This is a genomic window from Rhizobium sp. S163, assembly GCF_030380805.1.
Taxonomy (GTDB): Bacteria; Pseudomonadota; Alphaproteobacteria; order Rhizobiales; family Rhizobiaceae; genus Rhizobium.
This window is the reverse complement of sequence record NZ_JAUDSA010000007.1, coordinates 1-24,676: the sequence shown is the minus strand read 5'-3', so window position 1 is coordinate 24,676 and position 24,676 is coordinate 1. Positions and strand designations below refer to the sequence as shown.

General features: G+C 57.3%; 26 protein-coding genes and 2 pseudogenes. 7 read left to right on the top strand and 21 right to left on the bottom strand.

Annotation, left to right across the window (positions count from 1 at the left end; all coding sequences use genetic code 11):
• Positions 1-6: 6 nt before the first annotated feature.
• The 3 genes from QTL96_RS08750 (at position 7) to QTL96_RS08740 (ending at position 2,830) form a co-directional block, all read left to right on the top strand.
• Complete coding sequence (locus tag QTL96_RS08750) at positions 7-315, top strand: MocE family 2Fe-2S type ferredoxin (protein ID WP_112942904.1); 309 nt, start codon at positions 7-9, stop codon at positions 313-315.
• Between the two features lie 30 nt (positions 316-345).
• Entirely contained in the window at positions 346-1,143 is a 798-nt protein-coding gene (locus QTL96_RS08745; protein WP_289727452.1) for a 3-methyl-2-oxobutanoate hydroxymethyltransferase, read from the top strand.
• Positions 1,144-1,690: 547 nt separating this feature from the next.
• Complete coding sequence (locus QTL96_RS08740; protein WP_289727451.1) at positions 1,691-2,830, top strand: 3'-5' exonuclease; 1,140 nt, start codon at positions 1,691-1,693, stop codon at positions 2,828-2,830.
• A gap of 211 nt (positions 2,831-3,041) precedes the next feature.
• On the opposite strand, the pseudogene QTL96_RS08735 reads toward QTL96_RS08740, so the two are convergent.
• From QTL96_RS08735 to QTL96_RS08715, 5 genes and pseudogenes are all read right to left on the bottom strand, one after another.
• Positions 3,042-3,437 (bottom strand): annotated as a pseudogene (locus tag QTL96_RS08735) (transposase); the annotation flags it as partial.
• Between the two features lie 60 nt (positions 3,438-3,497).
• Positions 3,498-5,204: an ABC transporter ATP-binding protein gene (locus QTL96_RS08730; protein ID WP_289727450.1), complete on the bottom strand. Its 1,707-nt coding sequence runs from the start codon at positions 5,202-5,204 to the stop codon at positions 3,498-3,500.
• Positions 5,201-6,079: an ABC transporter permease gene (locus tag QTL96_RS08725; RefSeq protein WP_289727449.1), complete on the bottom strand. Its 879-nt coding sequence runs from the start codon at positions 6,077-6,079 to the stop codon at positions 5,201-5,203. Before QTL96_RS08725 ends, QTL96_RS08730 begins: the two co-directional genes overlap by 4 nt.
• Positions 6,079-7,053: an ABC transporter permease gene (locus QTL96_RS08720; protein WP_289727448.1), complete on the bottom strand. Its 975-nt coding sequence runs from the start codon at positions 7,051-7,053 to the stop codon at positions 6,079-6,081. Before QTL96_RS08720 ends, QTL96_RS08725 begins: the two co-directional genes overlap by 1 nt.
• Positions 7,054-7,079: 26 nt before the next feature.
• On the bottom strand, positions 7,080-7,955 hold the full coding sequence (locus QTL96_RS08715; RefSeq protein ID WP_354669124.1) for a creatininase family protein: 876 nt from the start codon (positions 7,953-7,955) through the stop codon (positions 7,080-7,082).
• A 44-nt stretch (positions 7,956-7,999) separates the two neighbouring features.
• On the opposite strand from QTL96_RS08715, the gene QTL96_RS08710 reads away from it, so the two are divergent.
• The 3 genes from QTL96_RS08710 to QTL96_RS08700 all read left to right on the top strand — a co-directional run bounded on the left by QTL96_RS08710 (position 8,000) and on the right by QTL96_RS08700 (position 10,528).
• Entirely contained in the window at positions 8,000-8,557 is a 558-nt protein-coding gene (locus QTL96_RS08710; RefSeq protein WP_132671166.1) for a MarR family transcriptional regulator, read from the top strand.
• Positions 8,554-10,143, top strand: coding sequence for an ABC transporter substrate-binding protein (locus QTL96_RS08705; RefSeq protein ID WP_289727447.1), 1,590 nt, complete (start codon positions 8,554-8,556; stop codon positions 10,141-10,143). Before QTL96_RS08710 ends, QTL96_RS08705 begins: the two co-directional genes overlap by 4 nt.
• A gap of 190 nt (positions 10,144-10,333) precedes the next feature.
• Positions 10,334-10,528 (top strand): hypothetical protein, encoded by a 195-nt coding sequence (locus QTL96_RS08700; protein ID WP_289727446.1) that lies wholly within the window; start codon positions 10,334-10,336, stop codon positions 10,526-10,528.
• A 795-nt stretch (positions 10,529-11,323) separates the two neighbouring features.
• Here the strand turns inward: QTL96_RS08700 and QTL96_RS08695 are convergent.
• From QTL96_RS08695 to QTL96_RS08630, 14 genes are all read right to left on the bottom strand, one after another.
• Complete coding sequence (locus QTL96_RS08695; protein WP_289727445.1) at positions 11,324-12,061, bottom strand: ABC transporter ATP-binding protein; 738 nt, start codon at positions 12,059-12,061, stop codon at positions 11,324-11,326.
• A complete protein-coding gene (locus QTL96_RS08690; protein WP_289727444.1) occupies positions 12,061-12,834 on the bottom strand; it encodes an ABC transporter permease subunit in 774 nt (257 codons plus the stop codon). The genes QTL96_RS08695 and QTL96_RS08690 overlap by 1 nt, the downstream gene beginning before the upstream one ends.
• Positions 12,827-13,660, bottom strand: coding sequence for an ABC transporter permease (locus QTL96_RS08685; RefSeq protein ID WP_289727443.1), 834 nt, complete (start codon positions 13,658-13,660; stop codon positions 12,827-12,829). The genes QTL96_RS08690 and QTL96_RS08685 overlap by 8 nt, the downstream gene beginning before the upstream one ends.
• Positions 13,661-13,671: 11 nt before the next feature.
• A complete protein-coding gene (locus QTL96_RS08680; RefSeq protein WP_289727442.1) occupies positions 13,672-14,727 on the bottom strand; it encodes an ABC transporter substrate-binding protein in 1,056 nt (351 codons plus the stop codon).
• A gap of 12 nt (positions 14,728-14,739) precedes the next feature.
• Entirely contained in the window at positions 14,740-15,078 is a 339-nt protein-coding gene (locus tag QTL96_RS08675) for a ferredoxin family protein (RefSeq protein WP_289727441.1), read from the bottom strand.
• Positions 15,075-16,637 carry an FAD-binding protein gene (locus QTL96_RS08670; protein ID WP_289727440.1) on the bottom strand — a complete coding sequence of 521 codons (1,563 nt, stop codon included), beginning with the start codon at positions 16,635-16,637 and terminating at the stop codon, positions 15,075-15,077. The genes QTL96_RS08675 and QTL96_RS08670 overlap by 4 nt, the downstream gene beginning before the upstream one ends.
• A gap of 197 nt (positions 16,638-16,834) precedes the next feature.
• Positions 16,835-17,038 (bottom strand): hypothetical protein, encoded by a 204-nt coding sequence (locus QTL96_RS08665; protein ID WP_289727439.1) that lies wholly within the window; start codon positions 17,036-17,038, stop codon positions 16,835-16,837.
• Positions 17,039-17,094: 56 nt separating this feature from the next.
• On the bottom strand, positions 17,095-18,129 hold the full coding sequence (locus tag QTL96_RS08660) for an aliphatic sulfonate ABC transporter substrate-binding protein (protein WP_289727438.1): 1,035 nt from the start codon (positions 18,127-18,129) through the stop codon (positions 17,095-17,097).
• Positions 18,130-18,170: 41 nt separating this feature from the next.
• Positions 18,171-19,028: an ABC transporter permease gene (locus QTL96_RS08655; RefSeq protein WP_289727437.1), complete on the bottom strand. Its 858-nt coding sequence runs from the start codon at positions 19,026-19,028 to the stop codon at positions 18,171-18,173.
• A 14-nt stretch (positions 19,029-19,042) separates the two neighbouring features.
• The gene (locus tag QTL96_RS08650; protein ID WP_132671086.1) at positions 19,043-19,879 is read right to left on the bottom strand and encodes an ABC transporter ATP-binding protein; all 837 of its coding nucleotides are present in this window, start codon (positions 19,877-19,879) and stop codon (positions 19,043-19,045) included.
• A 14-nt stretch (positions 19,880-19,893) separates the two neighbouring features.
• Positions 19,894-20,220 (bottom strand): ferredoxin family protein, encoded by a 327-nt coding sequence (locus tag QTL96_RS08645; RefSeq protein ID WP_289727436.1) that lies wholly within the window; start codon positions 20,218-20,220, stop codon positions 19,894-19,896.
• Positions 20,217-21,848: an FAD-binding protein gene (locus QTL96_RS08640; protein ID WP_289727435.1), complete on the bottom strand. Its 1,632-nt coding sequence runs from the start codon at positions 21,846-21,848 to the stop codon at positions 20,217-20,219. Before QTL96_RS08640 ends, QTL96_RS08645 begins: the two co-directional genes overlap by 4 nt.
• A 53-nt stretch (positions 21,849-21,901) precedes the next feature.
• Positions 21,902-22,489, bottom strand: a complete 588-nt coding sequence (locus tag QTL96_RS08635; RefSeq protein WP_289727434.1) for a thioredoxin family protein — start codon at positions 22,487-22,489, stop codon at positions 21,902-21,904.
• Between the two features lie 345 nt (positions 22,490-22,834).
• Positions 22,835-23,044 (bottom strand): hypothetical protein, encoded by a 210-nt coding sequence (locus tag QTL96_RS08630; RefSeq protein ID WP_289727433.1) that lies wholly within the window; start codon positions 23,042-23,044, stop codon positions 22,835-22,837.
• Between the two features lie 582 nt (positions 23,045-23,626).
• On the opposite strand from QTL96_RS08630, the pseudogene QTL96_RS08625 reads away from it, so the two are divergent.
• Positions 23,627-23,910, top strand: a pseudogene (locus QTL96_RS08625) (helix-turn-helix domain-containing protein).
• Positions 23,911-24,003: 93 nt separating this feature from the next.
• Here QTL96_RS08625 and QTL96_RS31255 read toward each other — a convergent pair.
• Together QTL96_RS31255 and QTL96_RS08620 are read right to left on the bottom strand one after the other, a co-directional pair.
• Positions 24,004-24,144 carry a hypothetical protein gene (locus QTL96_RS31255; protein ID WP_354669126.1) on the bottom strand — a complete coding sequence of 47 codons (141 nt, stop codon included), beginning with the start codon at positions 24,142-24,144 and terminating at the stop codon, positions 24,004-24,006.
• Between the two features lie 33 nt (positions 24,145-24,177).
• On the bottom strand, positions 24,178-24,676 hold a 499-nt coding region (locus QTL96_RS08620), incomplete at its 5' end, for an ATP-binding protein (protein WP_289727432.1).

Here is a 24,676-nt window from a genome sequence, read left to right as displayed (position 1 = left end):
ACCATAATGTGGATTGAAGTGTGCAAGGTCGACGACATCGAAGCCGAAGATCTCATCCGGTTTGATCACGACGGCCAGACGTTCGCCATCTACCGCTCCGAGGACGACGAGTACTTTGCAACAGCGGGACTTTGCACTCATGAGAAGGTCCATCTCGCTGACGGCCTGGTAATGGGTGACATCATCGAGTGCCCCAAACACAACGGGCGCTTCAATTACAAGACAGGTGAAGCCAAGGGCGCCCCGGTCTGCGTCAACCTAAAGACGTTCCCGATCAAGACGGAAGCCGACACCGTCTGGATGATGATCGGCTGACAGAAACATCGACGGATAAAAGAGGCTACCATGCGTCAGACACGACCGACTGTTGCAGATCTGCGATCAATGAAAGGTAAGCGGCAGCTTACTATGCTGCGCGTCTTGACGCTAGAGGAAGCCGAAGCCGCCGACAGGGCAGGCATCGATATTGTTTCCGTTCCGCCGGAGCTCATCTGTGATCCGCGTTACCGTGATGCAGCGCCGAACCTCTTCACCATGCCGGGCGACAATTTCTTCGAAATCGGAACCGCCGATGATTTCGTGCGATGGGCGTTTCGCGTCTACAAAGCCAGTGCCGACGCGGTCTATTGCAGCGCGAGCCTTGCGACTGTTAAGCGCATGGCCGACGAGGCGATTCCAGTGATAGGCCATGTCGGGCTCATTCCGTCACGCGCCACCTGGACTGGCGGCTTCAAGGCGGTAGGAAAGACTGCCGTACAGGCAATGGACGTCTTCAATGCCGTGCGTCAGCTGGAGGCTGCAGGTGCCATCGGAGCGGAAATCGAGGTTGTTCCGGTCGAAGTGGCAACCGCCATATCTCAACGCACCCCGCTCATTATGCTCTCGATGGGCGCCGGCGCTGGATGCGACGCCCAGTACCTTTTTGCAGACGACATTCTCGGTCAGACCAAGGGCCGGGTCCCTCGCCATTCCAAGGTCTATCGCAATTTTTCTGCGGAGTTTGAGCGGCTGCAAGCCGAGAGGATCGCCGCCTTCCAAGAATACGTCGCCGACGTCAATTCGGCTGCCTATCCGGAAGATGGCCACATTGTAAACATGCCGAGTGGGGAACTTCAGCGCTTCCTCGAGATGCTCGATCGTTAGCTAGCCGTCACGGAACGTGTGGTGGATACTAAATTTAATAATGCTGCCAGGCATGTTCTTGCGCTCGCTTTCGACAGCACCTTTACCTGGTATCAGGGGACACGCTCTGTCCGCCCATTTAAAACCTACGTTTGTGGGCACCTGACGAGTTCAAGACTAGGCAGAGACTTCGCCGATGGCACAACTGGCATATCAAGGAAGACGAGCGGCCGATGCTCGGATCCAAACATAGCTGCTTTGAGAATGTCGAACGGAAGGCCTAAAAACTCAAAAGCCTCCGACGTTTCCATCGAGGCTCTTGGGCGACCGCAAAGGCGATCTCGTGGGCCAGGCCCGACCGAATAACTATCGTATCCCATGATTTGTCGCAAGGAATTGCTCGCTAAACCGAATTAATCTGACGGGGTGCGAACGCAACATTCGTCGAAACCATGTACGAACTGGCATCGCTCTTTCCCTGGTAACCTATCACCAAGCCGCTGTTGTTGTCTCCACTGGACACATCATTGCGGCGGCCAATGCAGTCATCGCGCCAGCCGCGGCCCGTATGAAAACCGGTCATGACATAGCGATTGATCGCAAACGCAGCAAGGAACCACCCGGTGGCGAGTTGGCGGGGGTTGACCCGGTCGCACATGGGCGGGTTCAGGTTTTAGACTGCCCATCAAGCGAAATCGCTCAAGCAATGACCGCAATAGACGAACTGATACGACTGTCGCGCCTTGATCCAGACTGGAGTTGGTCGCGTGCCGCAGTGATCGCTCGTGACTGGCGGCGATTGGCGCCGGTACGTGCTTATGCGGAGAAACTGGGTATTCCGGTAGAGATGGCAAACGAGAGCCTGCCCAGCATTTGGCGTCTGCGCGAAATGCAGCAGTTCATCGACGCAATACGGCGCGATACTACTCTTCTCTTGGGAATTCGCGATCTGTTGACGGTCCTGAACGCTATACCGGCCAACCGCTGGACGGAGCTGATCGCCGAAGGCATCGCCGCGCTGACGAAGGAACTCGCAAACAAAACTATGCCTGTGCCAGACATTGTCGAGTGGTTCGCCGAGTGGGCTCGTGATGCACGCAGCGATCAGCGTGGACTATTGCTGCTGACCGCGCATCGATCGAAAGGGCTGGAGTTCGACGATGTCGTTATTCTGAATGGCGGTTGGGATAGGCCTTCTAAGGGTGAGGATCCCGATGCGCCACGCCGCCTCTTTTATGTCGCCATGACCAGGGCGCGTCGTAGCCTTGCAGTTATTTCCGAAGGACAGCATCCATTTGTACCGGAAAGCAAAGAGCATGTGCTCCGCCGTGCCGCGCCTGCAATCTCCGATGGAACTGATTTTCCCGACGAACAATATCAGGTGCCAAACCTCAAGACAGTGGACCTGTCGTGGGCTGGTCGTCTCGCGCCCGGTGATCCCTCGCTGGCCGCGATCTCGGCGGCGAAGGTAGGAGACCCACTTCAGATCGTGCGCCATGGCCTCACCTGGATAATACAAGATGCTCGGGGACAAGTTGTCGGACGAATGGCCAAAAGCTGGTCGCCACCTGATGGGCTCAACTTCTTCCGCGGCGAGGTGGGTGCAATCGTGCGCTGGTGCAGGTATGACAATCTCGAAGAGTTTCGAGTACACCTTCGCCGTGATACCTGGGAGGCGGTTCTGCCGGAGCTTGTGTTCAGCTGTTAGGCTACAAAAGACTTCGCTCCGCCGCCTTGTCCAGCGATTTCCGAATGCTGGCAACCGATAGCTTGGGGGCTCGATCTGGAACCCCATCCTCTGTCTAAATGATCATCGTTTTCCCGTGGAAGGTTACGCGAAGATCAAAATCTGCCCGGCGGATCTTCTTCCAATCCATTCCGGCCATTAAGGCCATGAGCTGTGACCTGCCACTGACGTTTCATCCTGCTGCGATTAGAGTTTCGGCAGTTTTTGATAAGCTAAAAGGCGTGATGGACGCAACCGGCGGAAACGCGAAGCTTCCATATTGCAAAGCGTTGAAGCCGGTTGCGGCGATGATCCCGGCATCGTCCGCCGGGGTTTGGTATCCGAGCGATGAGTGCGGCCGGGAATTGCTATAATCGTCGGCCCATTCTGCAATGGCGCTGCGGGCATGATCGAGCCCAAAGAACAGGCTCTCGTTGAGCAGCTCGTCGCGCATGCGGCCGTTGAAACTCTCGACATAGCCATTTTGCATCGGACTTCCCGGCGCGATGTAGTGCCACTCGACCTTGTTATCCTTCGGCCAGGCAAGGATGGCATCCGAGGTCAGTTCGGTCCGGTTCGCGATCAGACCTGTGGCCCTTTCGGAAAAGGTGCAGGTTCCCACGGCCTATCATTGCTTATCGAAACTTTCTTAGCGGTCGTGAGCAACCGGAAGCTCAGGAACCGCGGCCAGCAATCGCTGCGTATATTCATGACGCGGCTGCCGGTAGATATCATTGGTCAATCCCTCCTCAACGATTTCACCCTTGAACATGACCGCAACTCGGTCGCACAGGTGTCGCACGACGGCTAGATCGTGCGAGATAAAAATGAGTGAAAGGTCCAGTTCTCTGCGCAGGCGTATCAGCAGATTGATGATCTGAGCTTGAATAGAAACATCCAGGGATGCGACAGGTTCGTCGCAGACAACCACATCGGGCTGCATTGCCAGAGCGCGGGCTATGGCGACCCGCTGCCTCTGCCCCCCTGAGAACTGATGGGGGTAGCGATCGGCGAATGTTGGATCGAGACCCACCGCTGATAGCCATTTCGCGACATAGTCGCTGGCGTGTGCATTGCTGATCAATCCGTGGGCCAGCGGTCCTTCCGCGATAGCGTCGCCAACCTTCATCCGTCCGTTCAAGGACGAAAACGGGTCCTGAAAGATCGTCTGAACCGACGTCGTGATCTTTCGCGGAGTTCTGCCGTTGCTCATCAAGCTCTTCCCAGCAAGTCTCACACTTCCAGACGTCGGAACATGAATTCCCGCTGCCATCCTTCCTAAGGTCGACTTTCCGCTGCCCGACTCCCCAACGAGCCCAAGTACCTCGCCTCGATTGAGCACAAGGCTCACGGCATCGACAGCCTGAACGTCAGCCGGCGGCGATGCAAGACCCGTTCGAATCCCAAGCGACCGGATTAGCCCAACCCTGCTCTCAAACCGTTTGCTGACGCTATCAATGACTAGAAATGGACCACCGAGAGGAATTGTAGCATTTTTTTTAATTGGAGCGGTGGGCGGCGCTTCGTCCTCAACACCGATATCACGGGCGAGGTACTCGCCCGGAACTGCTCGCGACGGCAAAGAGTTGAGAAGTCGTTTGGTGTATGGGTGGCGAGGAGCCGTCAACACTTCTATCGTGCTGCCCGTTTCCACGATCTTACCAGTCTGCATGACCATGATGCGTCGCGAGATTTCCGAGACTGTTGCCAAGTCGTGGCTTATCCAGATCAAAGCGGTTCCAAGCTTTGCAACGAGCTCTTTCACCTCGCGCAGTATCTCGGCTTGGACCGACACATCAAGGGCCGTCGTCGGTTCATCCGCGATAATGAGCCTCGGCTTATGCAAAACCGCGATTGCGATTGCTACGCGTTGGCGCATTCCGCCTGACAATTGGTGAGGATAGAAGTCGACCTTTTGCTCTGGTTCCGGGATCTTGACCAGTGCAAGTGCCTCGATCGCGCGCCGTCGAGCGTCAGATGCCGATACCCGACCGTGTGCGGCAAGCGCCAGTCCAATCTGCGCTCCAATCGTGAGAACTGGATTGAGTGTCATCAGAGGGTCTTGGAAGACCATGGAAATGGTTTTTCCCCGGATAGCCCTGAGTTCGTGCCAGGGAAGGCCAACCAGTTCACGGCCATCGAATTTGATCGAGCCCTCAACAATCCGACCGGGTTCGTCAAGAAGCCCTATGATCGAAAAGCCGGTGATGCTCTTTCCCGACCCCGATTCACCTACGAGGCCGACGATTTCGCCTGCATGTACATCGAAGGATATCCCATCAACGGCCTTCACGAGGCGGCGAGACGTCTCAAAGCTTGTTTTGAGGTTCCGTACTTCTAGAAGCGGTGCCGTCATCGTTGGAGCCTTGGATTGAGCTGATCGCGAATCTGGTCCCCCAACAGATTGAGGGAAACGATGAAAATAATAAGTGCGATCCCTGGGTATATCGAGATCCAGTAACGTCCGGACAGCAAATACTGAAACCCATTTGCGATCAGCATTCCGAGGGACGGCTCAGTCGGTGGCAGTCCCACGCCGAGAAAGGAGAGGGTCGCCTCAAGCGAAATGGCGCTCGCGACCTGTACCGTTGCGACGACGATAAGCGGCGGGATGGCATTGGGGAGGATATGGCGACTGAGCACCCGCCATGAACTCAGCGGGATCGAAAGTGCGGCTTCGATGTAGTCTTTCCGGCGTTCCGCAGCCGCAGCTCCGTGCGCGGTTCGGGCAAAATAGGCGTACTGGGCAAAGATAAGGGCTAGGATCAGCTGGTATTGCCCCTGGCCAAGTACCGCGGCGATGACGAAGGCAAGCAGCATCGCGGGAAAAGAGAGCTGAAGGTCGACAAACCGCATAATGACGGTTTCCAGTCGCCCTCCCATGTAAGCTGCGCCGCAGCCTGCAATCGCGCCGATGACCAGTGCTGTCCCGGTCGCAACAACGCCCATCAACAGTGAAATGCGCAATCCATAGGCAATCGCCGAGAAGAGGTCGCGGCCCTGCGCGTCAGTGCCAAGCCAGTGAACATATCCCCCGGTTCCGATGTAGCCCGGTGGCCTGCGAGCATCACGAAGCACAAGATGGGAAAGATCATAAGGATTCTGCGGCGTCAACAATGGAGCAAAGACCGCCAGCAGGACAATGAGAAGCACAATGAGAGCAGCTATAACCGGGATGCGAGTTCTCGAGAAGTCGCGCCAGAACTGTCGAAGAAAGGTGTCGTTTGACATTAGGAAGAGCGTCCTGTCCGCAGTCTCGGATCCAACGCGAGATATGCGAAATCCACCGCGAGGTTTATAACAATGAAAAGGAGAGCGACGAACATCAGATAAGCAACCATGACGGGACGGTCGAGCGACGTGATGCTGTCGATTATTAGTTTGCCCAGGCCCGGCCAGGAAAAGATGGTTTCAGTCACAACGGCAAAGGCTAGCGTAGAGGCAAGTTCGAGCCCGAAAACCGTAACCAGCGGAATTGCGATGAGGCGCAAAACATGGTGACGTAGGATGGTGAACTCAGCAAGTCCTGCGGCGCGAGCGAATTTGACGGTGTCACTGACCATCACTTCGCGTGTTCCCGCACGCGCCAGACGGATCATCAGGGAAAACTTGAATAATGCCAGGTTCAGCGCCGGCATCGCCAGATGCGACAGGCCGTCAAGAGTTAAGAAGCTCCATTGGGTACCGAGAAAAGTCGCGGTTGCACCCCGTCCGCCGGCCGGCATGCATCCGCATTGGACAGCGAACGTCATGATCAGCATCAACCCAAACCAGAAAGTCGGTACGGAAAAGCCCAGGATTGAAAGCCCCATGATCGTTTTCGCGATGCTGCTCTGTGAGCGATATCCCGCGTACATGCCAAGTGGAATGCCGATGAGGCTGGCAAAAAGCACGGCAGACAGAGTGAGCTCGAGAGTGGCTGGGACGCGAGAGATAATCAGCTGCGAAACCGGCATGTTGTAGACGAAGGAATTGCCAAAATCGCCGTGAAGAAGCCTCATGGCGAAGCTCAGATATTGCCGCCAGAGCGGCTGGTCGAAGCCATACTGGGTAATGATGGCGGCGCGGATGTCCTGTGTGACATCCGGCGAGATCAGGACATCGATCGGGTTGCCAATCGCATATATGCCGGCAAACACAAGCATAGACATTGCGACAATCACGATTGCAGCCTGGACCAGGCGTTGAAGTATGAAACCAGTCATAAATATTTCCACGCTTAGTGAGGGCGTTAGTCCCAGTCTTGCTCGATCATTTCACGCGTCTCGGCAACTGCGACATCCCAAATCGCTAGCATTTCATGATCCGGGCGCTCGAAGCGCCCGTGATAGTTTCCGTCCGCGATCATCTCGCGCTTGTGACGAGCATCAACCCGTGCAAATCGCGCAAGGTCGACAAGAGGCTTGGCGTGCGATGGTTGCTCCACTCCCGCCAGTCGTGTCCACGGGAAGTTCTCCATCCAGGATGCGTGCGATGCGTCGGGGTCTGTAGCCATAACCTTTGCCCAAGTCCTCGGGGCCCGCCACCAGTCGTGAAATTTGACGGAGGTCTCTGGGTTGTCATTCAGCCACTCCGAGATAACCGTTGCTGCCGGCGAATTGCCTCCGTGCCCGTTGACCACAAAAACTCTTCGAAAGCCCGAGCGGTGGATGCTATCGAGCAGATCACGGATGACGCCGACGTAGGTTGAAAGGCTCAAAGAGAGTGTTCCAGGAAACGCGGCGAACGATGACGCCAATCCATATGGAAGAACAGGGAAGACCGGAACGCCAAGCGGAGCTGCCGCGTCAACCGCGACTTTTTCCGCGAGGATCATGTCAACGCAGAGGCTCAAATAAGCATGCTGCTCGACGCTTCCTATCGGAAGAATACAACGGTCGTCGGTCACAACACGCGCCTCAACCATCATCCAGTTCATATCAGCAATTCTCAATACCGTCTCCTGCGTAGCATTTTCTGCGCTGCGTACCCGCTTGGTCAGGAAGAAAAACCTACCAAGCGGCTGGATTTTAGTGGCTGCGTTTTGTGGCGATGAAAGATCAAATAAAGTCCCGTACGGAACTAAAAAAAGACATTGACAGCCAAAAACTCCACAGTCAAGTTCCATGCGGGACGAAACACCAGGAGCGAAGTAAAGGGCGAGGGTTGTCAATGGCTGATACTGAAGCTTTCTCGGCGCTACTGCGGGAGGGAGGGAGGCAGCGCTTCAACGAGGCAAATGTCGACGAACTCGTGGCGGCCAAACTTTGGAACAATCCTTGCTGGTTCTCCTTCCGGATCAATTTCTTGGCGCTGAATTTCAATGTTCCGATCTATCGCTGGATCGAGAAGAAGTTCGGGATGCAACGAGCTGAATTCGTCGTCATCTACGCGCTCGGACTCAAAGATGGATTGACCGCTAGCGCGGTGTGTACCTCTTCCGGTTTTCCCAAAAATACGATCAGCCGTGCGATTCAAAAGCTGCTCGACAAAGACATAGTTCGGCGGGAAATCGATCCCGCCGACCTCAGAAGCTTCGTCCTCTACCTTACGGACGAAGGGAAGCGCATTGTCGACGAATGCATGCAGCCGCAAATCGAAAGAGAGCAGGAAATGCTTGCCGGCCTCACGGCCGCTGAAAAGCTGATGCTCTCCGAATTGCTCTGCAAGGTCGTCGTCGATTCACCAAACTGGTCAACGGACATTTCATCAGAGGAAAATGAAGAATGATTATTCAACGGAATACCAAAACGCTTGCATTAGCGGCGATCCTGATAGGTGGGATATCTTTCCCTGCACTTGCTGACGATCTGACGATCGGCGTCCGTGCAGGCCCGCTATCAATCGATCCGGACTTTACATCGGCCGGCACGCACGCCGAAGCGATGAAGCACATTTTCGATACGCTCATTAAGTCGGGAAACAACTTGGAGCTTGAACCCGGCCTTGCGGAAAGCTGGGCAGCGATTGATGACACGACCTGGGAATTCAAACTTCGTAAGGGTGTGAAGTTTCACGACGGATCGGATTTTACCGCGGAGGATGTCAAGTTCTCGATCGAACGAATTCCTCACGTTGCCGGTCCCAATCCGCCGACGATTTACGTGCGTCGCGTAGCGAGCACCGAGATCATCGATGATCACACAATTCGCGTAAAGACGACCGGACCAGCTCCTACTCTGCCGAACGATTTCATCCGCCTATTCATCGTCTCACACAATGCGGCCAAGGGGCTCAATACGCCGGAGGAATCGTCAGCCGCTTTCAATTCAGGCAAAGCAGCAATCGGTACAGGCCCCTACAAGTTCGTGTCCTGGACTCCCAAAGAAGAACTCGTCCTGCAGCGCTTCGACGGCTATTGGGGTGGAAAGGAGCCTTGGGAAAAGGTTGTCCGCAAGGAGCTTCCAAACGATGCTGCCCGTGTAGCCCAGCTCAAAGCCGGCCAAGTCGATTTGATCTCGCGTGTTCCCTCATCTGACGTCCCGACACTGGAAACCGATCCCAATGTCTCGATCGTCAAGCAGAACAGTGTGTATCGGTTCAACCTCTCGTTCGATTTCAGGGATAAGCCGGCGCAGATTACCGCCAACGACGGCACGCCACTTCCAAAAAACCCGTTCCAGGATCCGAAGGTCCGCGAGGCCATCGATTTGTCGATTGATCGTGTTGCCCTTGCCGAGGTTGCAATGGAAGGGCTGGGCACCCCTCAGTCACAGCTGGTGACGCCGAATATCTTTGGATACAATCCGGATATCAAGGTCCCTGAGCCGGATGTTGCGAAAGCAAAGGGGCTCCTGGCGGAGGCCGGCTACCCTGACGGCTTCAAGGTTACCTTCAGCTTCACCAACGATCGCCTGCCGGGCGATAAGGATGTCGGAACAACGATCGTCCAAATGTTGTCTGCCATCAACATCAACGCGGTCGCCAACGCAGTTCCCGGTGCCGTCTTCTTCCCCGCAAACACCCGCGGCGACTACTCGTTTACGATGTCCGGTTGGGGCACGTTGACCGGTGAATCGAACTACACGCTTTCGTCACTGGTTCATACCTTTGATCCCAAGACAAAGCTCGGCGCTTACAACAATCGCGGCTACTCAAATCCAGCCCTGGACAAACTGATCGCGGCGGCAGGCGTCGAGATGGACCCTAAGAAGCGCGAGCAACAGCTCAAGGACGCAAACGCGCTGGTCGCTTCGGACCGACCAAACTTGGGCATCACTTCGGTTATCACCGCGTGGGGCCTCAGCAAGAAACTCACTATCGTTCCCCGGTCTGACGAGGATACGTTGGCAATGAACATCCGTCCTGTAAAATGAGATCATCATTGGGGCGGTCGTACCACGATCGCCCCGCGCTACCTTCAATCTCTCCTACTGCAATTTAAAGGAAAACATTTTTCCTCGTAGCACTCGATATTCAGCAAGGCGGACCACGCCAAGCCTGGCCCGCGCGGATATAGTCTATCATATACTAGATTATGCGATCGAGCAGCGACGAAAGAGCGACATGTCAAAGCAGGTTATCGAATATCGGGGATTGCCAGTCGGCATAGTTGTGCCGGACGAGGGGCGCCTGCGCTTTATTGCCGTGAAGTTCCATGTGCACGATCTGGACGGACACTCTTTCGGCTCACAAGCTGAGGTCCTCAAGGCAATCCACACGCTTTTGGGCCGTGCCAGCGACAGCTCGAGAGCCGCTTGAGGTAGAAGAATGGGAAACTGCCGACGCTGCTTTGCCTCGGCGGGAGCCGAGACAGGAAATTGGCTCACGGGTATCGAAACATGCTGATCGACGACTTTCAGAATTCCGGCCCCCAACTCCTATCGTTCATTGGTATCGGGAGAAGGGCGGGACATGCGCGTTCTTTATGTTGGTCGATCGAGATGACCGGAACTGCAAGGAGCCTATGATGAGTGCCCGAGCAGAAAGGATCATCGTCCTCATTATGTTTTTGGGCGTCATAGTTTCGGGCTTCTGGGCGTTCTCTTAATGCTCAGAGCGCTAGCCATTTCAGTCCCGGAAAGCTGCTTCAAATATGACAAATTCAAACAACGTCGACCCACTCGCTGCCGACAGCACTCCCATATCCCCTAAAAGAGTTTACCGGCGGGCAATCATCGACAAATTGGTATGCGAGCTCACGAGCGTTCTGGAAATAGCGTCTTTGCATGACGCCGCCGGAAGCTCACTGCCCCTTGCTGAACTTGTTAGCGAGACAGAGAGCCTCGCTTCGACCTTTGCGGCTGTTGACGATAATAACTTCGCCTCCGCTGTAGAGCAGGCGAGGCGTTTTCTTACATCATTGGAGCGCTTGCGACGCGAATCGACGCGCCCCATCGCTATGCGACCGAGGTGAACACCCGCCGCCCTGGATCAGCATCCTATGGATTCACTTCCGCCAGCCGGGGTTATTCTCCCATCGAAAACCGCCCCTATGATGACGAGGGGAGTGAGCATAATGTCTCTGAGAGACGCTCATGATCATCCGGCATTACCTTAAATTAGAGTTTCCAGACACCTCCGCTTGAGCGCAGCGAGAGCAGGATCGCCGCGGTCCCTGGGTCGAGGCAACTCGACTTCCACGACATCGCGGATGCGCCCAGGGTTGGGCTCCATCACAAGAACGCGGTCCGCGAGATACAGAGCTTCTTCGACGTCGTGTGTAACGATGACGATGGAAACCTTGTTTCTTTCCCAGATCGAGAGGAGTTCATCCTGAAGCCGCATCCTTAGGATCGAGTCCAGCGCTCCAAACGGCTCGTCCATGAGAAGGACTTCTGGTTCCTGCGCCAATGCACGGGCAATCGCTGCACGCTGCGCCATGCCGCCAGATAATTGGCGCGGGTAGGCCTTGGCGTAATCACTCAAACCAACGAGTTGAAGATAGTGGCTAGTCCGATCCCGTCGCTCCGCAGCCGAAAGGCTGGTATTGTCGAAGGCCAGATTTACGTTTCCCTGAACAGTCAGCCAGGGATAAAGACGGTGGTCTTGAAACACCATGCCAACTTTGGACAAGGACGCGGTGTCCTGACCACCCCATGAAATCGTGCCGCGGTAGTCCTTATCGAGGCCGACCACCAGACGCAGCAGCGTGGACTTGCCGCACCCGGATGCCCCAACGATCGCGACGATCTCGTTGTGTTGGACCTTGAGGTTTATGTCCTTGAGAGCGGGTCGTTCTGTACCCTCCAGGATGTAGCTTTTGCTCACGTGTTCAAGTGCGAGGGCGTTCATCAGGCTTCCTGGCTCCATGGTGAAATTTTGGCGGTGACGAGCCGCACGGCCGCTGATAACGCGACGCCGCCTCCGGCGAGCGCAAAGACGCCAACTATAACGATGTCCATTCTGAACTGATCGCGAGCGCTGGCGATATAGCTTCCGAGACCACGGCCATTCCCGATCGCATACTCCGCACCGATGGCTCCGATCCATGCCGAAAGGACTGCAATCTGCAGCCCGATATATATGCTCGGAAGAGCAGCAGGAAGGTAAAGCTTGCGAACGCGGGTCCAAGGTCGCAGGCCCAGCGTCTGTGCCGCTTCGATGAGGGGTAGGGGAGCCTGCCTGACACCTTGCTCAGTGGCCAGAAACAAAGGGAAGAACGTCGACAGAGCGGTGAAGACCAACTTTGTACTTTCGCCATTTCCAAACCATGCCGTGAGCAGCGGTATCCACGCGAACAGGGCGACCTGTCTGACTGTGTGGACAGTCGGCGCCAGTCCTAGGGCCGCGATCCTGTACATTCCGGCAATATAACCCAAAACCAGACCAAGCAGGCCGCCAAGGATTCCTCCCGAAAGTACACGGGCGACGCTCGCGAGCAGGGCCATCCAGAGTTCTCGACCGGAGGGATCGACGAAGGGGGTGACGAACACTTCGAGGGGAGTGACCGCCATGGGGCCAGAGAGAAATCCGGCCGCCGAAGCTGCGAACCAGATTAGCGCGGCGGCGAGTGGCAGCACTGCGCCACGAGGAAATCCGTTGATCCGTGCAGAACGGTCAGACATGAGCACCACTCCCTCGACGAACGAGCACTTCTGCGCGCTTCAGAAGGAGATCCAAGGCGAAGCCAACCACCCCGACGACGATCATGCCGACCATGACGATATCAAGCTGAAACAGAGTTCTTCCCCAGACCATCATGTAGCCGAGCCCGTCAGTTCCAGCGAGCATCTCCACGACGATCAGCGAGACGAAAGCCTGGCTAAGCGAAAGCCGGACACCATTCGCAATGAAGGGCGCCATCGCCGGGATAGTCAGCTTGAAGAACCGGGTGGTCTGCCGGAGGCGCAGCACTTCTGCGACTTCCGTTAGGCCTTTGGGCACATTTCTGGCGCCCGCAGCCGTGCTGATTGCCATCGGAACGAAACAGGCCTTGGCAAGAATGACGATCTTTAGGCTCTCCTCAATGCCGAGAAGAAGGATCAATATCGGCAGCCAACCCAGCGAGGGCACCGCAGCCAACGCTCTGAAGGTCGGCCCGAGATAGGCGTCCGCTGTCTTTGACTTTCCGATTAGCAGACCGAAAAGGAACCCCAGGGATGCCCCAATCAGGAAGCCTTCGGCGATTCGGCGGAAGCTGACTGCGGCCGCGGCGAGGATGTCGCCGCTGGCGACCAGATCGAGGAAGGTCTGAAAAACCCAGTCCGGCTGAGGCAAGACTTGCGCTGATACCCAGCCCTGCGTCGAGGCTGCCCACCAGAGTGTGAGCAGCCCTGCTGGCAGTATGACAACGAGTAAGGTGCTGACGAAGAACGACTTGAGCCTTGCGGGGCGCAATTCCGGTACGCTGCGAGCGACGCGAATATCTTCTTCTGCACCGATCGTTGCCATTGACGTTCCGATCAGTTCTGAAGGGCGCCTGTGGCGGAGCGATCCGGCCACAGCGTTTCGAGCTTGAGCGACTTCACGGCATTGTCGACATAGGTACGGTCAACCCATGCATCGAGATCGACATCGCGACGGATCAGCTTTTGCTCGCGGTCGAAGGCGATGCCGCTCTGATACCGGGACCTGAAGAAGGCGTCGAGACGTGGATTGTATTTCTGGCCAAGCGAGCTCCCGGCATTCGACTTGGCTATCACTTCGATCGGCGATCCGGCGCGTGACCAAATCTTGAATGCCTCGTCGCGGTTCTTGTCGTCTGCAAGCCATTGAGCCGCTTTGACGAAGCCCGTCACAACCTTCTGCGTGGCTTGCGGATATGCCTTTCGGAACTTGTCGGTCACGAGGAACGCGCCGAAACCATCGCCGGAAGCTCCGGCGTCCGATGACTTGTAGAAAATCTTGGCGACGCCCTTGTCCTCAAGCGGCAGCAGGAAGTCTGCGCCGAACACTGCGTCGACGCTCTTGGCTGCGATCGCAGCGAGCTGATCGGCATTCTTGAGATCGACGATCGTAATGTCCTTTTCGGACAGCCCGGCGTTCTTCAGGGCGGTGATGAGGCCCCAATGGATGATGGTCGCCTTCTGGATGGCAACCTTTTTGCCCTTGAGATCCGCGATCGACTTGATGTCGAGATCCGGACGTGCTGCTCCGAAGATCGTCGTGCCACCATAAGAAGCAAGGATTACGGTATCCAGCCCATTGGCCTTGCCGATGATGTTAGGCACGGCACCATATGATGCGAAGTCGAGCTGGCCGTTCGAGAGTGCCTCGTTGATCGCCGGACCGGTCCCGGTAAAGTAGGTGAACTCGACCTTGGTGGGCGTGCCCTTGAATTCGTCCACGACGAACCCCTTGGCGTCCGCGATGGCCTGCAGACCGACCCCAAAGGGCGTTCCAAATCCGAAGCCGACGTCGCCGAAGCGAATGGTCGCGGGGGCATCTTCAGCCTTAGCCGCCGCCGCGCCCAAAGCGACGGTCGCCGCCAAGAGGAGTGTCGATAGAAGTCGTCTCATTGATCTCTCCAGTTAAGGTGTAATGGTTCCGGTCTCGAAGATCCGGTAGCTCATGTCGCCTGCGGTCCCCCGCGGCTTTGCGTTCTTCCAACCCATCTCGCGACGGAAGCTTCCCATGATGCCTCTTGCGACCAGATCGGCTTCAGTCGAGCCCTCGATAGATTCCGAAAGCGGTGACACGTACAGGGCGTCCGTCGGGCAGAATAGTTCGCAGAGGAAACACGTCTGACAGTCGGATTGCCGGGCAATGACCGGAACGCCGTCCGGAACGGCATCGAAAACGTTGTCCGGGCAGGCGTCGACACAGAGGTCGCACTTTACGCAGCGATCTTCGCTGACGATCTCGATCATGATGCTTCGCTCATTTGCTGCTGGGGTTGGAAAGAAGCCCAAATGTTGTCGGTCCCACCGGAATCGATCGATCGTGCGAGCAGCGGATTGGCATCGGGAAAATCCGTCCGGCGTTGAAGACCTCTGCTTTCCTTGCGCAGCAGCGCGCTCTCTGTGGCCCACCGCGAAGTCGCGATCAGCGCCTCGGCCTCCCGAACCTTGGTCCGATCTCCTGACCGCCAAGATTCATCGTTCCAAAGAGCCGACAGTATGCCGGACGCCTTTGAGAGGCTCTCCTGGCTCCTGAAGTATCCGCCGTCCAGCGGCAGGATCTGCTGCTGGGTCTGGGTGATCACGGAATCCAGATCGACAGCATTGTGCGACGATGGGGATGCTTCACGCTGGTTAGCCGAACGAACCTCTCTCGTTTTCCAGTTCGCACCGAGCGACCGCACGTAGCGTGCTGCGTCCTCGCCAGCCCATGAGCCCGTCGCCATGGCCCAGCTCGAATTCGGCCCACCACCGCCCGTCGACGCTCCCGACATGCCCTGCCGGGTAGCGGCGTCGCCGGCCGCAAAGAGTCCCGGCACCGTGGTCGTGGACCGCTCGTCTATCTTGAGACCACCCGTGCCACGGACAGTACCCTCATGCCTGAGGGTGATAGGGAACCGCTCCTTAAATGGATCGATGCCCATTCGGTCGAAGGGAACGAAGATGTTCGGCTGCCCTCGGCGGAAGCCTTCCTGTAGGCGTGGTGATGCCTTGTCGAGGATGGCGTAGACCGGGCCGCGAATGAGTTCGCTCGCCACCACGCTTTGCCGATCACCGGGCGAGGTCAGCACGTTGCCCTGCTCGTCGCTAAATGTGCCCCAGAAGTATACGACGCCCTTGGTCACACTCGAATAAGCAGGTGATATCCCGTACTGCGCAGAGAATTCCATTCCGGAAAGAACTGCGCCCGCTTCGGCCGCCATCAGGTAGCCATCACCCGTCAGGTTGTTCGTTCCAATCGCTCCGCTAAGGAATGCGCAACCGCCCGTCGCGATGACAACGGCGCCGGACTGAATTGCCAACGTTTCACCAGACCGACGGAACCGCGCGATTGCGCCCGCCGCGGCCCCATCCGAGACCAGGAGCTCCTCCACGGGACAGTGATCGATTACCTTCACCCGCGCCTTGATGAGCTTCTGGCGCATGAAACGGAGGTAGTCGGGACCGCGGAGCATGCCACGATAGGGGCGTCCGTCTTCATAGCTGGGAAAGTCGTAGCCCCACTCGGCAAGCAGATCGAGGTTTTCGAGTGTCCTATCAAGGACACGCTCCACGCGCTCGGCCTCGGTAAAACCGTGTCCCAACCGAACACGCTGACCTACGGTGGCTGCACGTTCGACTGTGCCGCGCTGCGTGTAGATAGTAGTCGTGTTGCCCGCCGCCGTCGCGCCGCTGGTGCCGACGTAACCCTTGTCTATCAGGAGGACCTTGGCACCACTTGCCGCCGCATTCCAAGCTGCCCAGCAACCTGCGGGTCCGCCGCCGACAACCAGGACGTCGACATCAATTCTGCCTGCTGTTTCGCTCATGGTCCCTCGCGTTTGATAATAGACTATAAGATTAGTAGTCTTAATCGAGGTAGGGGTTGCCAGTGTGGCCGCAATTTTGGGAAAACAATTCCAGCTGGGCTTGTTCGGCGAACAAGGGGCATCAGCAAATTGGGCCGCAGATCAGGCAAACGGGGGCAACGTTGAATTGCGGGCAAGTCTAGAGGGGTGCCAGAGAGCTAGGGGTCTAAGCCAGAAGCGTGCGCTGTCATGGCCGCTTCGTCGATCTCTTCCATATCGCTCATCCCAAGCAGCAGACAGACGGTGACCAGCTTCTCGTAGCGTTCGGCTTCCTGGCGTTCCCACACCGCTCGCTCCCCACGCAAGCGCTCGACGGCACGAAGACTTTCTATAATTTTTCGGCAGCGCTTAATTGTAAGCATCGCGACATCCTCTAGGGCGCACCCCGAGCGATAGGGTACGCCCTGAACTCCTGAGCCTAATTGGATTGTTTCTGATCTACCTCCTTGTAGGCGGCGTCCAGAAAGCTGGTGTCGATCCACTTGTCGTAATCGACCGACCCTTTGAGAAGCTTGGCGTCAGCCATGAACTGCTCTTCGCTTTTCAAGGATGCAAGTGCCTGCGGAGTGATCTTAGGATCCTGGTAGAAGACATTTTCTTTGAAGGTTTTCCGCACAGATTTCTCCGACGATTTGGTCTCATCGACAAAAATCTTGATCGTTTCTTCGGGATGAGCATCAGCCCAGCGCGCGGTTTCGATATCGACCTTCAGCAGGCGCTTGACGAGGTCAGGATAGTTGCGAACGAATTCGCCATTTGCCGAGATCAGGAAGGGGGCCGACCATTCTGGATGCGAAGAGGCATCAAGGATAACGCGCGCCTGGCCTGTTTCGACGAGCTTGGCGGCGACATCACCGCTTTCCACGACCGCATCGACGTCACCGCGCACCAGTGCCGGACCCGAAGCGTCGAAGGCAAGGTTGAGCGATTCCACATCGTTAAGCGAGAGACCGGCAGACTTCAGGGCCTTGGCGAAAGTCGAGTGACGCACTGTCCCGGTTAAGTAGGCTACCTTTTTGCCTTTCAGGTCCTGCAGCGTCTTGATCTGCGAATCCGACTTGACGATGATGGCAGAGCCGTTTTCCTTGACGAAGCTGGATAGGCCGATCGCCTTGACGTCAGCACCGGCTGCCGCAACGCGCAATGCCGGGTTATTACCGGTGTAGATGAATTCGACTGCGCCCGTGGCGAGCGCAGTCGTGGCCTCAGAGCCGCCATTGGTAAAGGCGATGAATTCGACCTTGATGCCGTCCTTCTCGAATTCCTTGGCGAGCGTTCCGTTGTGCCGTTGAAGGATGAATTTTAGGTGGCCGGGCGCTGTGCTGCCGATTCGGATCACGTTCGGTTTGTCTTGGGCAAAGGCCGGCGATGCCAGCGTAACGCTGCCGAAGGCGAGTGCTGCAAGGCCGCCGAGCACGGCACGGCGCAGTGTGGATGAGTTGAGAGCGATCATTTTGTGTCCCCATTGAAACCAGGTTGAAAGCGGATGCGAATTCAGGCGTGCGAGATGTCGGAACTTCCCTTCCAGGCGGTGGCCCAGCGCTCGAACCAGACGAGTAGATAGTTCACCAAGAGGCCGATCGCGGTCATCGTGATGATGCCGGCATACATGTCGGCGGTCTCCATCATCAGCTGCGACTGTTGGATCAGAAATCCAAGGCCAGATTTCGCCGCCAGCATCTCAGCGCCGATGACGGCGAAGATCGAGGATTTGACGGCAAGCCGCATACCGGAGACAATCGACGGGATACTGGCCGGCAAAATGACCTTACGGAACATGTCGATATCCGACGTGCCCATGGAGCGTGCCGCCTTCAGAAGCAGGGGGTCGACGGATTTGACGCCCGAGATCGTGTTGATCAGCAGAAAGAAGATCGACGAGTAGAAGGTGATCGCGATCTTCGATGCCTCGCCGATACCGAGCAGTAGAATGAAGACGGGCAACAGAGCGAACTGCGAGGTGTTTCGCAACGTCTGCACCAGCAGGTCTGAGACCTTTTCGAACAGTGTGTAGCGACCCATCAAGAAGCCGAGCGGCACGGCGACAATAACTGCGAGAACGAAACCGATGGCTGCGCGCTGGAGACTGATGCCGATATTGGCCGTCAGCGTTCCGTCGAGCAGCATCACATACCAAGCCTCGCAGACCTCGCTCAGCGGCGGAAAGAAAATCCGGTTCAGCCAGCCGAGGCGCGGCGCGATCTCCCAGAGGGCAAGGAAGACCACCATCAGCGGCAAGCCATAGATGAACGTGCCAAATTCCAGGCGCCGCCGGACTTTCGGCGCTCGCTTCGTGTTGTTGCCGGATGTGAGGCGCGCACCGAAGGCGGTCTTGTCTGCTGCATAGGCCATAAGCGTTCGTCCCTTCAGTGAGCATAGGCGGGCGAAAGCGCCCAGTCTTTTTGTGCCTTGTTAACCTCATCGCGCAGCGCCTCCCAGACGCGGCCGCGATGCGCATTGAACTCCGAACTTGCGCGTATATCGCCGTCGCGCGGACGGGGCAGGTCGATGTCGATGATCTCTTTGACCGTCCCGGGACGCGCGGTCATGACGACGATCCGGTCAGCGAGGTAGATGGCCTCATCGATGGAATGGGTGACGAAGACAACCGTTGTGTTGATCTTCTCCCAGATGCGCAGAAGCTCTGTCTGCAGGATCTCGCGGGTTTGCGCGTCGAGTGCGGCGAATGGTTCGTCCATCAAGAGCACCTCGGGGTCGGTCGCGAGCGCCCTGGCAATTGCGACGCGCTGCTGCATGCCGCCCGAGAGCTGGTTCGGGTAGCGATCCTCGAAACCTGAAAGCCCGAACAGCGACAAGAAATAGCGCGCCTTCTCGGTCCGCTCTCGCTTTGCAACGCCGTGAACTTCCAGCGCATATTCGATGTTGGAGAGCGCTGTGCGCCATGGAAACAGCGCATATTGCTGGAAGACGTAGCCAGTCTTCGGGTCCGGTTTGACGATCCGCTTGCCGTCGATGCTGACAATCCCGTCGGAGGCGTCCGTTAATCCGCCGATGATGTCGAGCAGTACCGATTTGCCGCTGCCGCTCGGGCCGACCAGCGTAATGAACTCACCCTTCCGGATAGCAAGATCGACACCGTTGAGGACGGTGACGTGTTCGGAAGGCCGACCGTCGATCAGCACCGACTGGCCTGGCTTGAGCTGAAAGGTCTTGTGGACGTCGGTGACGGTGATACGGTCCATGCGGTTCTCCAATTTCAGACTTGCGCGACGCGGATGCGGTGGGTCGGATCAAGTTCCGATCCGCCCGGCTTGCCGCGCTTCCATCCGAGCGCGCGGGAATAGCTTCCGAAGAGGTTTCGCTCTTCGGCTTCAGCCTCGCTTATCGCAAGCGGCCCGTCGGCGCGCTCAGCCACGTAGACAGCGTCGGTCGGGCAATAGATTTCACAGAGGAAACAGGTCTGGCAGTCGTCCTGCCGGGCGATGACAGGAACGCCGTCGGTCGCATCGAAGACATTGGCCGGGCAAACTTTAACGCATATATCGCACTCCACGCAGCGGCTTTCCGAAATGATCTCGATCATGACGCGATCTCCTGGCGGCTGTCCGCCGCGGCGGACACATTGATCTCGTCGACGCCGCGCAAGGTGACTGAATGTGTGAAGGCCGGAACGCTCCCTTTGCAATCGCTGCGGCGATGCATGCCGCGGCTCTCCTTGCGGGCAAGTGCCGCCGCCACCGACCAGCGGCCGGACGCAGCGATTGCGGCCGCCTCGCGCGCCTTTAGGCGATCGAGGCCAGAGCCCGAAAGGTGGTTCCTGACGTCGCTCCAGATAGCATCGAGCCTCTCGCTGCTCTCCTGCAGCCGTCCGCCTTCTCGGAAATAGTTCTTCTCCAGCGGCGTTACTTCTGCACGTACGCCTTCAATGACGTCCTTCGGCGTAAGCGACGCCTTCGCTGTCGATCCCGGGCGCAAGCCGGCCTGGCCGAGAGGGTTGGAATTGGTTCTGAAGGACTTGTCGACACGGCGCTTGGCATGCGAAGCAGCCCCGTGGCCGGACCACCAGCCGCTGGCGATTGCCCATGAGGAGTTTGGCCCGCCACCGCCCGACGTCGCGCCAGCGACCTTCTCGCGGCTTGCGGCATCCCCGGCGACATAGAGACCGGCGACATCGGTGGCGCAATCCGGTGCGGCGATACGGATGCCGCCAGTGCCGCGAACGGTGCCCTCGGCACGGAAGGTGACCCGGAACATGTCTCGAAAGGGATCGACGGGTGCCCTGTCATAGGGCAGAAAACAGTTCGGCTGGCCGCGGCGCAGCCAATCCTGCAGCGCCGGCTCCGCCTGATCAAGTACCGCGTAAACGGGGGCTTCGATCATCGCCTTGGCGATTTCCTTCTCGCGCTCGCCGATACCGTTTCGCAGATGGTTGCCATCGCTATCGAGAATGTGCGTGCCATCCTCACGGAAGAACGACGCCCAGCGGAACGGCAATCCCTTGTTGAGGGAAGAGCCGAAGGGGGCAAGCGTATATTTGCCGGTGAACTCCATCCCCGAAAGGCTTGCGCCGGCCTCGGCCGCCATCAGAAGGCCGTCGCCGGTTAGAGCCGCAGCCCCCATGATGCGCTCGTGAAAGGCGCAGCCGCCCGTTGCCAGCACCACAGCGCCGGCATCGACACGCCAGTCACGGTTGCGCTGACGATCCATGCCCGCAGCACCGGTAACCGCTTCGCCGTCGAAATAAAGTTCGAGGGCGGGGTGGTGATCGAGAACGGTGATGCCGGCTTTAAGGACGCGGCGGCGCATGAAGGCCATGTAATCGGGCCCACGGAGATTGGCGATGTAGAGATTGCCGTCTTCGTCGTCGGGAAAGGGATAGCCCCATTCGGCCAGTGTTAGCAGGTTTTCGTAGGCCTGATCGACGGTGCGCAGCATCCAGCGCTGATCGGCAAGATTGCCGGTGCGCTGCCAACGCCGCTCGACGATCTGCGCCCGGCTTTCACCTGGCGGCACCAGCCAGGTGCCGGTGTTCGACGGTGCCGTGGCGCCACTGGTGCCGAGATAACCTTTGTCGGCCAACACGACTCGCGCACCGTTCTGCGCTGCAGACAGCGCGGCCCATGCGCCGGCGGGACCTCCTCCCAGCACAAGCACATCTGCTTGCAAGTGTAGAGGTTCTCCGCCTACAAGGACTTTTCGTTGAAGGGACATGGGATTTCCAGAAAACTCATTTCGACTGGGCGGCCAAGACCGCTGCGATCCAGTTACGCGGCGCTAGAAAACCAGGATGGTTCATTTCCTAGAGTCCACTTGATGTTGCACCCAATCGACGGTGTCTGTTCGGCTGCAGGCTCCCGTCCGGCAAAAACGGCATCCGCTGCAGCTCGCAGGTCCCTGCCGGTCGGTGTCTTACCATTGCCCGGACGCGCATCATCGAATTGACCGTGGTAAACGAGCCTGCGGCCTCCATCGAAGAGGAAAAGGTCTGGCGTGCAAGCAGCGCCATAGGCCTTTGCGACAGCCTGCTTTTCATCCTTCAGGTAAGGAAAGGAGTAGCCGATCACTTCGACTTCGCGGCCGATGGCTTCAACGCTTTCCTCGGGGTGAACCTCGGAGTCGTTACTGTTGATGGCAATGACCTGAAGGCCACTAGCGCCATACTGGCGCGCAAAGGATGAGAATTCGTCGCGGATGAGCTGCACGAAAGGACAGCGGTTGGAGATAAACGCCACGAGTAGTGCTGGTGCGGCATCAAAGTCGGAAAGCTGATGCAAAGCACCGCTCGCATCGGTCAGGGAAAAATCCGCCGCTTTAGTGCCGATCGCGATTGAGTTCGAAGTCGTCTTTGGCATAAAGCCCTCCTTTGGATGGGACTTAATAATCGACCAAAAACATAGATACTAAAGAAAATATAATTGCTTCCTGGTCTATCCTTTAAAATTAACGTCCTATCCGGTGAGGCCTAGGAGCAAAAGCGTCGGCCACTGATTGCATTTGTTTGCTTATTGCGGACACCCGGCTTTCGCATTGACTAGCAAGTCACCACGCATCTCTCGGGAGAAAAAAGACAGGGCAACTTTGAGGACATCGCGGATCCTCGATCAACTTAAAGCCCCAGTCCCTGAGCCGCCGAGCTAAAGCGACGCCCGCACTTGGGCGGATCACTGCGACAGTTTCTGGACAGAGCAAGGCAGCCTTTACACCGTCGCCAACATCAAAAAGGGGCAGGTTAAGAAGCTGGAGGATGCCGATATCACGACTACGGGATCGCTGACCGTTTTCGCGATGTCCTCGAAGTGCCGGCCACTCTGCTTCATGCCGCTGGACATGGCGTCGTTGTAAGCATCTTTGATGGGAAGCTGGCCGATCAGCTCCTTTACTATTCCGGTGGTTAAGTCTTCACTCATGCCTCTTGCCGAAGCTGCAGTGGAGATGCAAAGTCTGCGCTGGGGTTAACCAGCCACCATCGCGCGCGACCCGGCTGGTTCAAGCACTTCCACCGCATCGCCGCACTGATAGAGATGCCAGACCATCTCAGGGCGTACATCGATGACAACCTTATGAAAAACATGGAACATTGTCCAAAGCGAAGTATTCGCGCCTTCTTCGTCTGGAGCCGCCCGTCGCCCTCACCAGCTGAGGTACAACGGCGGAAAAAGCTCCAGCGCCAGCTTTAGTGGTGGGCTACCGAGCCCTTTCTCCCGCGCGAAGGATCGTCACCCGTATGGGCGGAGACCGTTGCGCGACTCCGGGCAAAGCCTAGAGCCTGACCGCCTGCGGTCGCACATGGCACAAAATTTGTTCAAAATTTTGGCCATGAACCAGTCTTATGACCAATCAAATGAGCCAAACTTAACTTAACCCAATCCCCCTGGCAAAAAGTACAAAATTCTGGACATGAGATGGCTTCACGTCCACTAAAATGAACAACAGGTATAACCGTGCCCCGCCAGAGGAGCTACTCCAGAGTCACGCGCCCAGCCCTCACCATGCTTGGCAAGCTGATCCGCGTTGGCCGGTCGGAACGCGGCCTGACCGCACAGGAACTAGCCGACCGCGCCGGCATCAGCCGCACGACCTTATCCAGCATCGAAAAAGGCGCGCCGGGCCTGAGATCGGCATCGTCTTCGAGGTCGCCTCGATCGTCGGCGTGCGCCTGTTCGACTATGACGAGCGCACCCTTCAGATGCACAACGCTCGCCTTGACGAAAAACTGACTCTTCTGCCGAAGAGCGTCCGCCACACTGTGAAGGAGGTCGATGATGACTTCTAGGGCGAACAGTAGCGAAGCCTTTGTCTGGAATTGGCCCACGCGCAGCCATACGCCCATTTCACAATGCCATATCGGCTTCCTTCGACATGCTCGTTACCGCCCTCCCGAAACGTCAAGGAAGAGCCGCAAAAGTTCTTCGTTGACATAGTAATTGCTGCGGCCCGAACGATGTTTGGCGACAAACCCTTTTTCAGCGAGCAGATCGAGATATTTTGCAGCGGTCTGCCGCGAAATATGAAGATCTGTAGGGCGACAATCTGGATGAGATCAGCGCGACAATCTGGATGAGATTCTAGTGTCGCGGTCGTCGTCGACGGTATCATCGTGATTGTCGCTGGCAAGCGCTTCGTTGGGTTCTGATTGTCGCGCAGCGTCAATCTCGGCGGCATTTTTCATTGTCGCGAAGTAAGCGGGCCTGCCACGCTGGCGTTTGGCTTCCATCGCGGATCGACGCCGGTAGCTTTCGACATTCATCTCAAAGATAGTCGCGTGGTGGACGAGACGATCAACGGCGGCGAGTGTCATGGCGGGATCGGGGAAAACCCTGTTCCATTCACCGAAGGGCTGGTTGGCGGTGAGCATGATTGATCGCCGCTCGTAGCGCGCGGAGATGAGCTCGAAGAGCACGCTCGTTTCGGCCTGATCCTTGGTTACATAGGCGAGATCATCGAGGATGAGCAGATCGAATTTGTCGAGCTTGGCAATGGCGGATTCGAGCTGGAGTTCGCGACGAGCCACCTGCAGCTTCTGAACGAGCTCGGTCGTA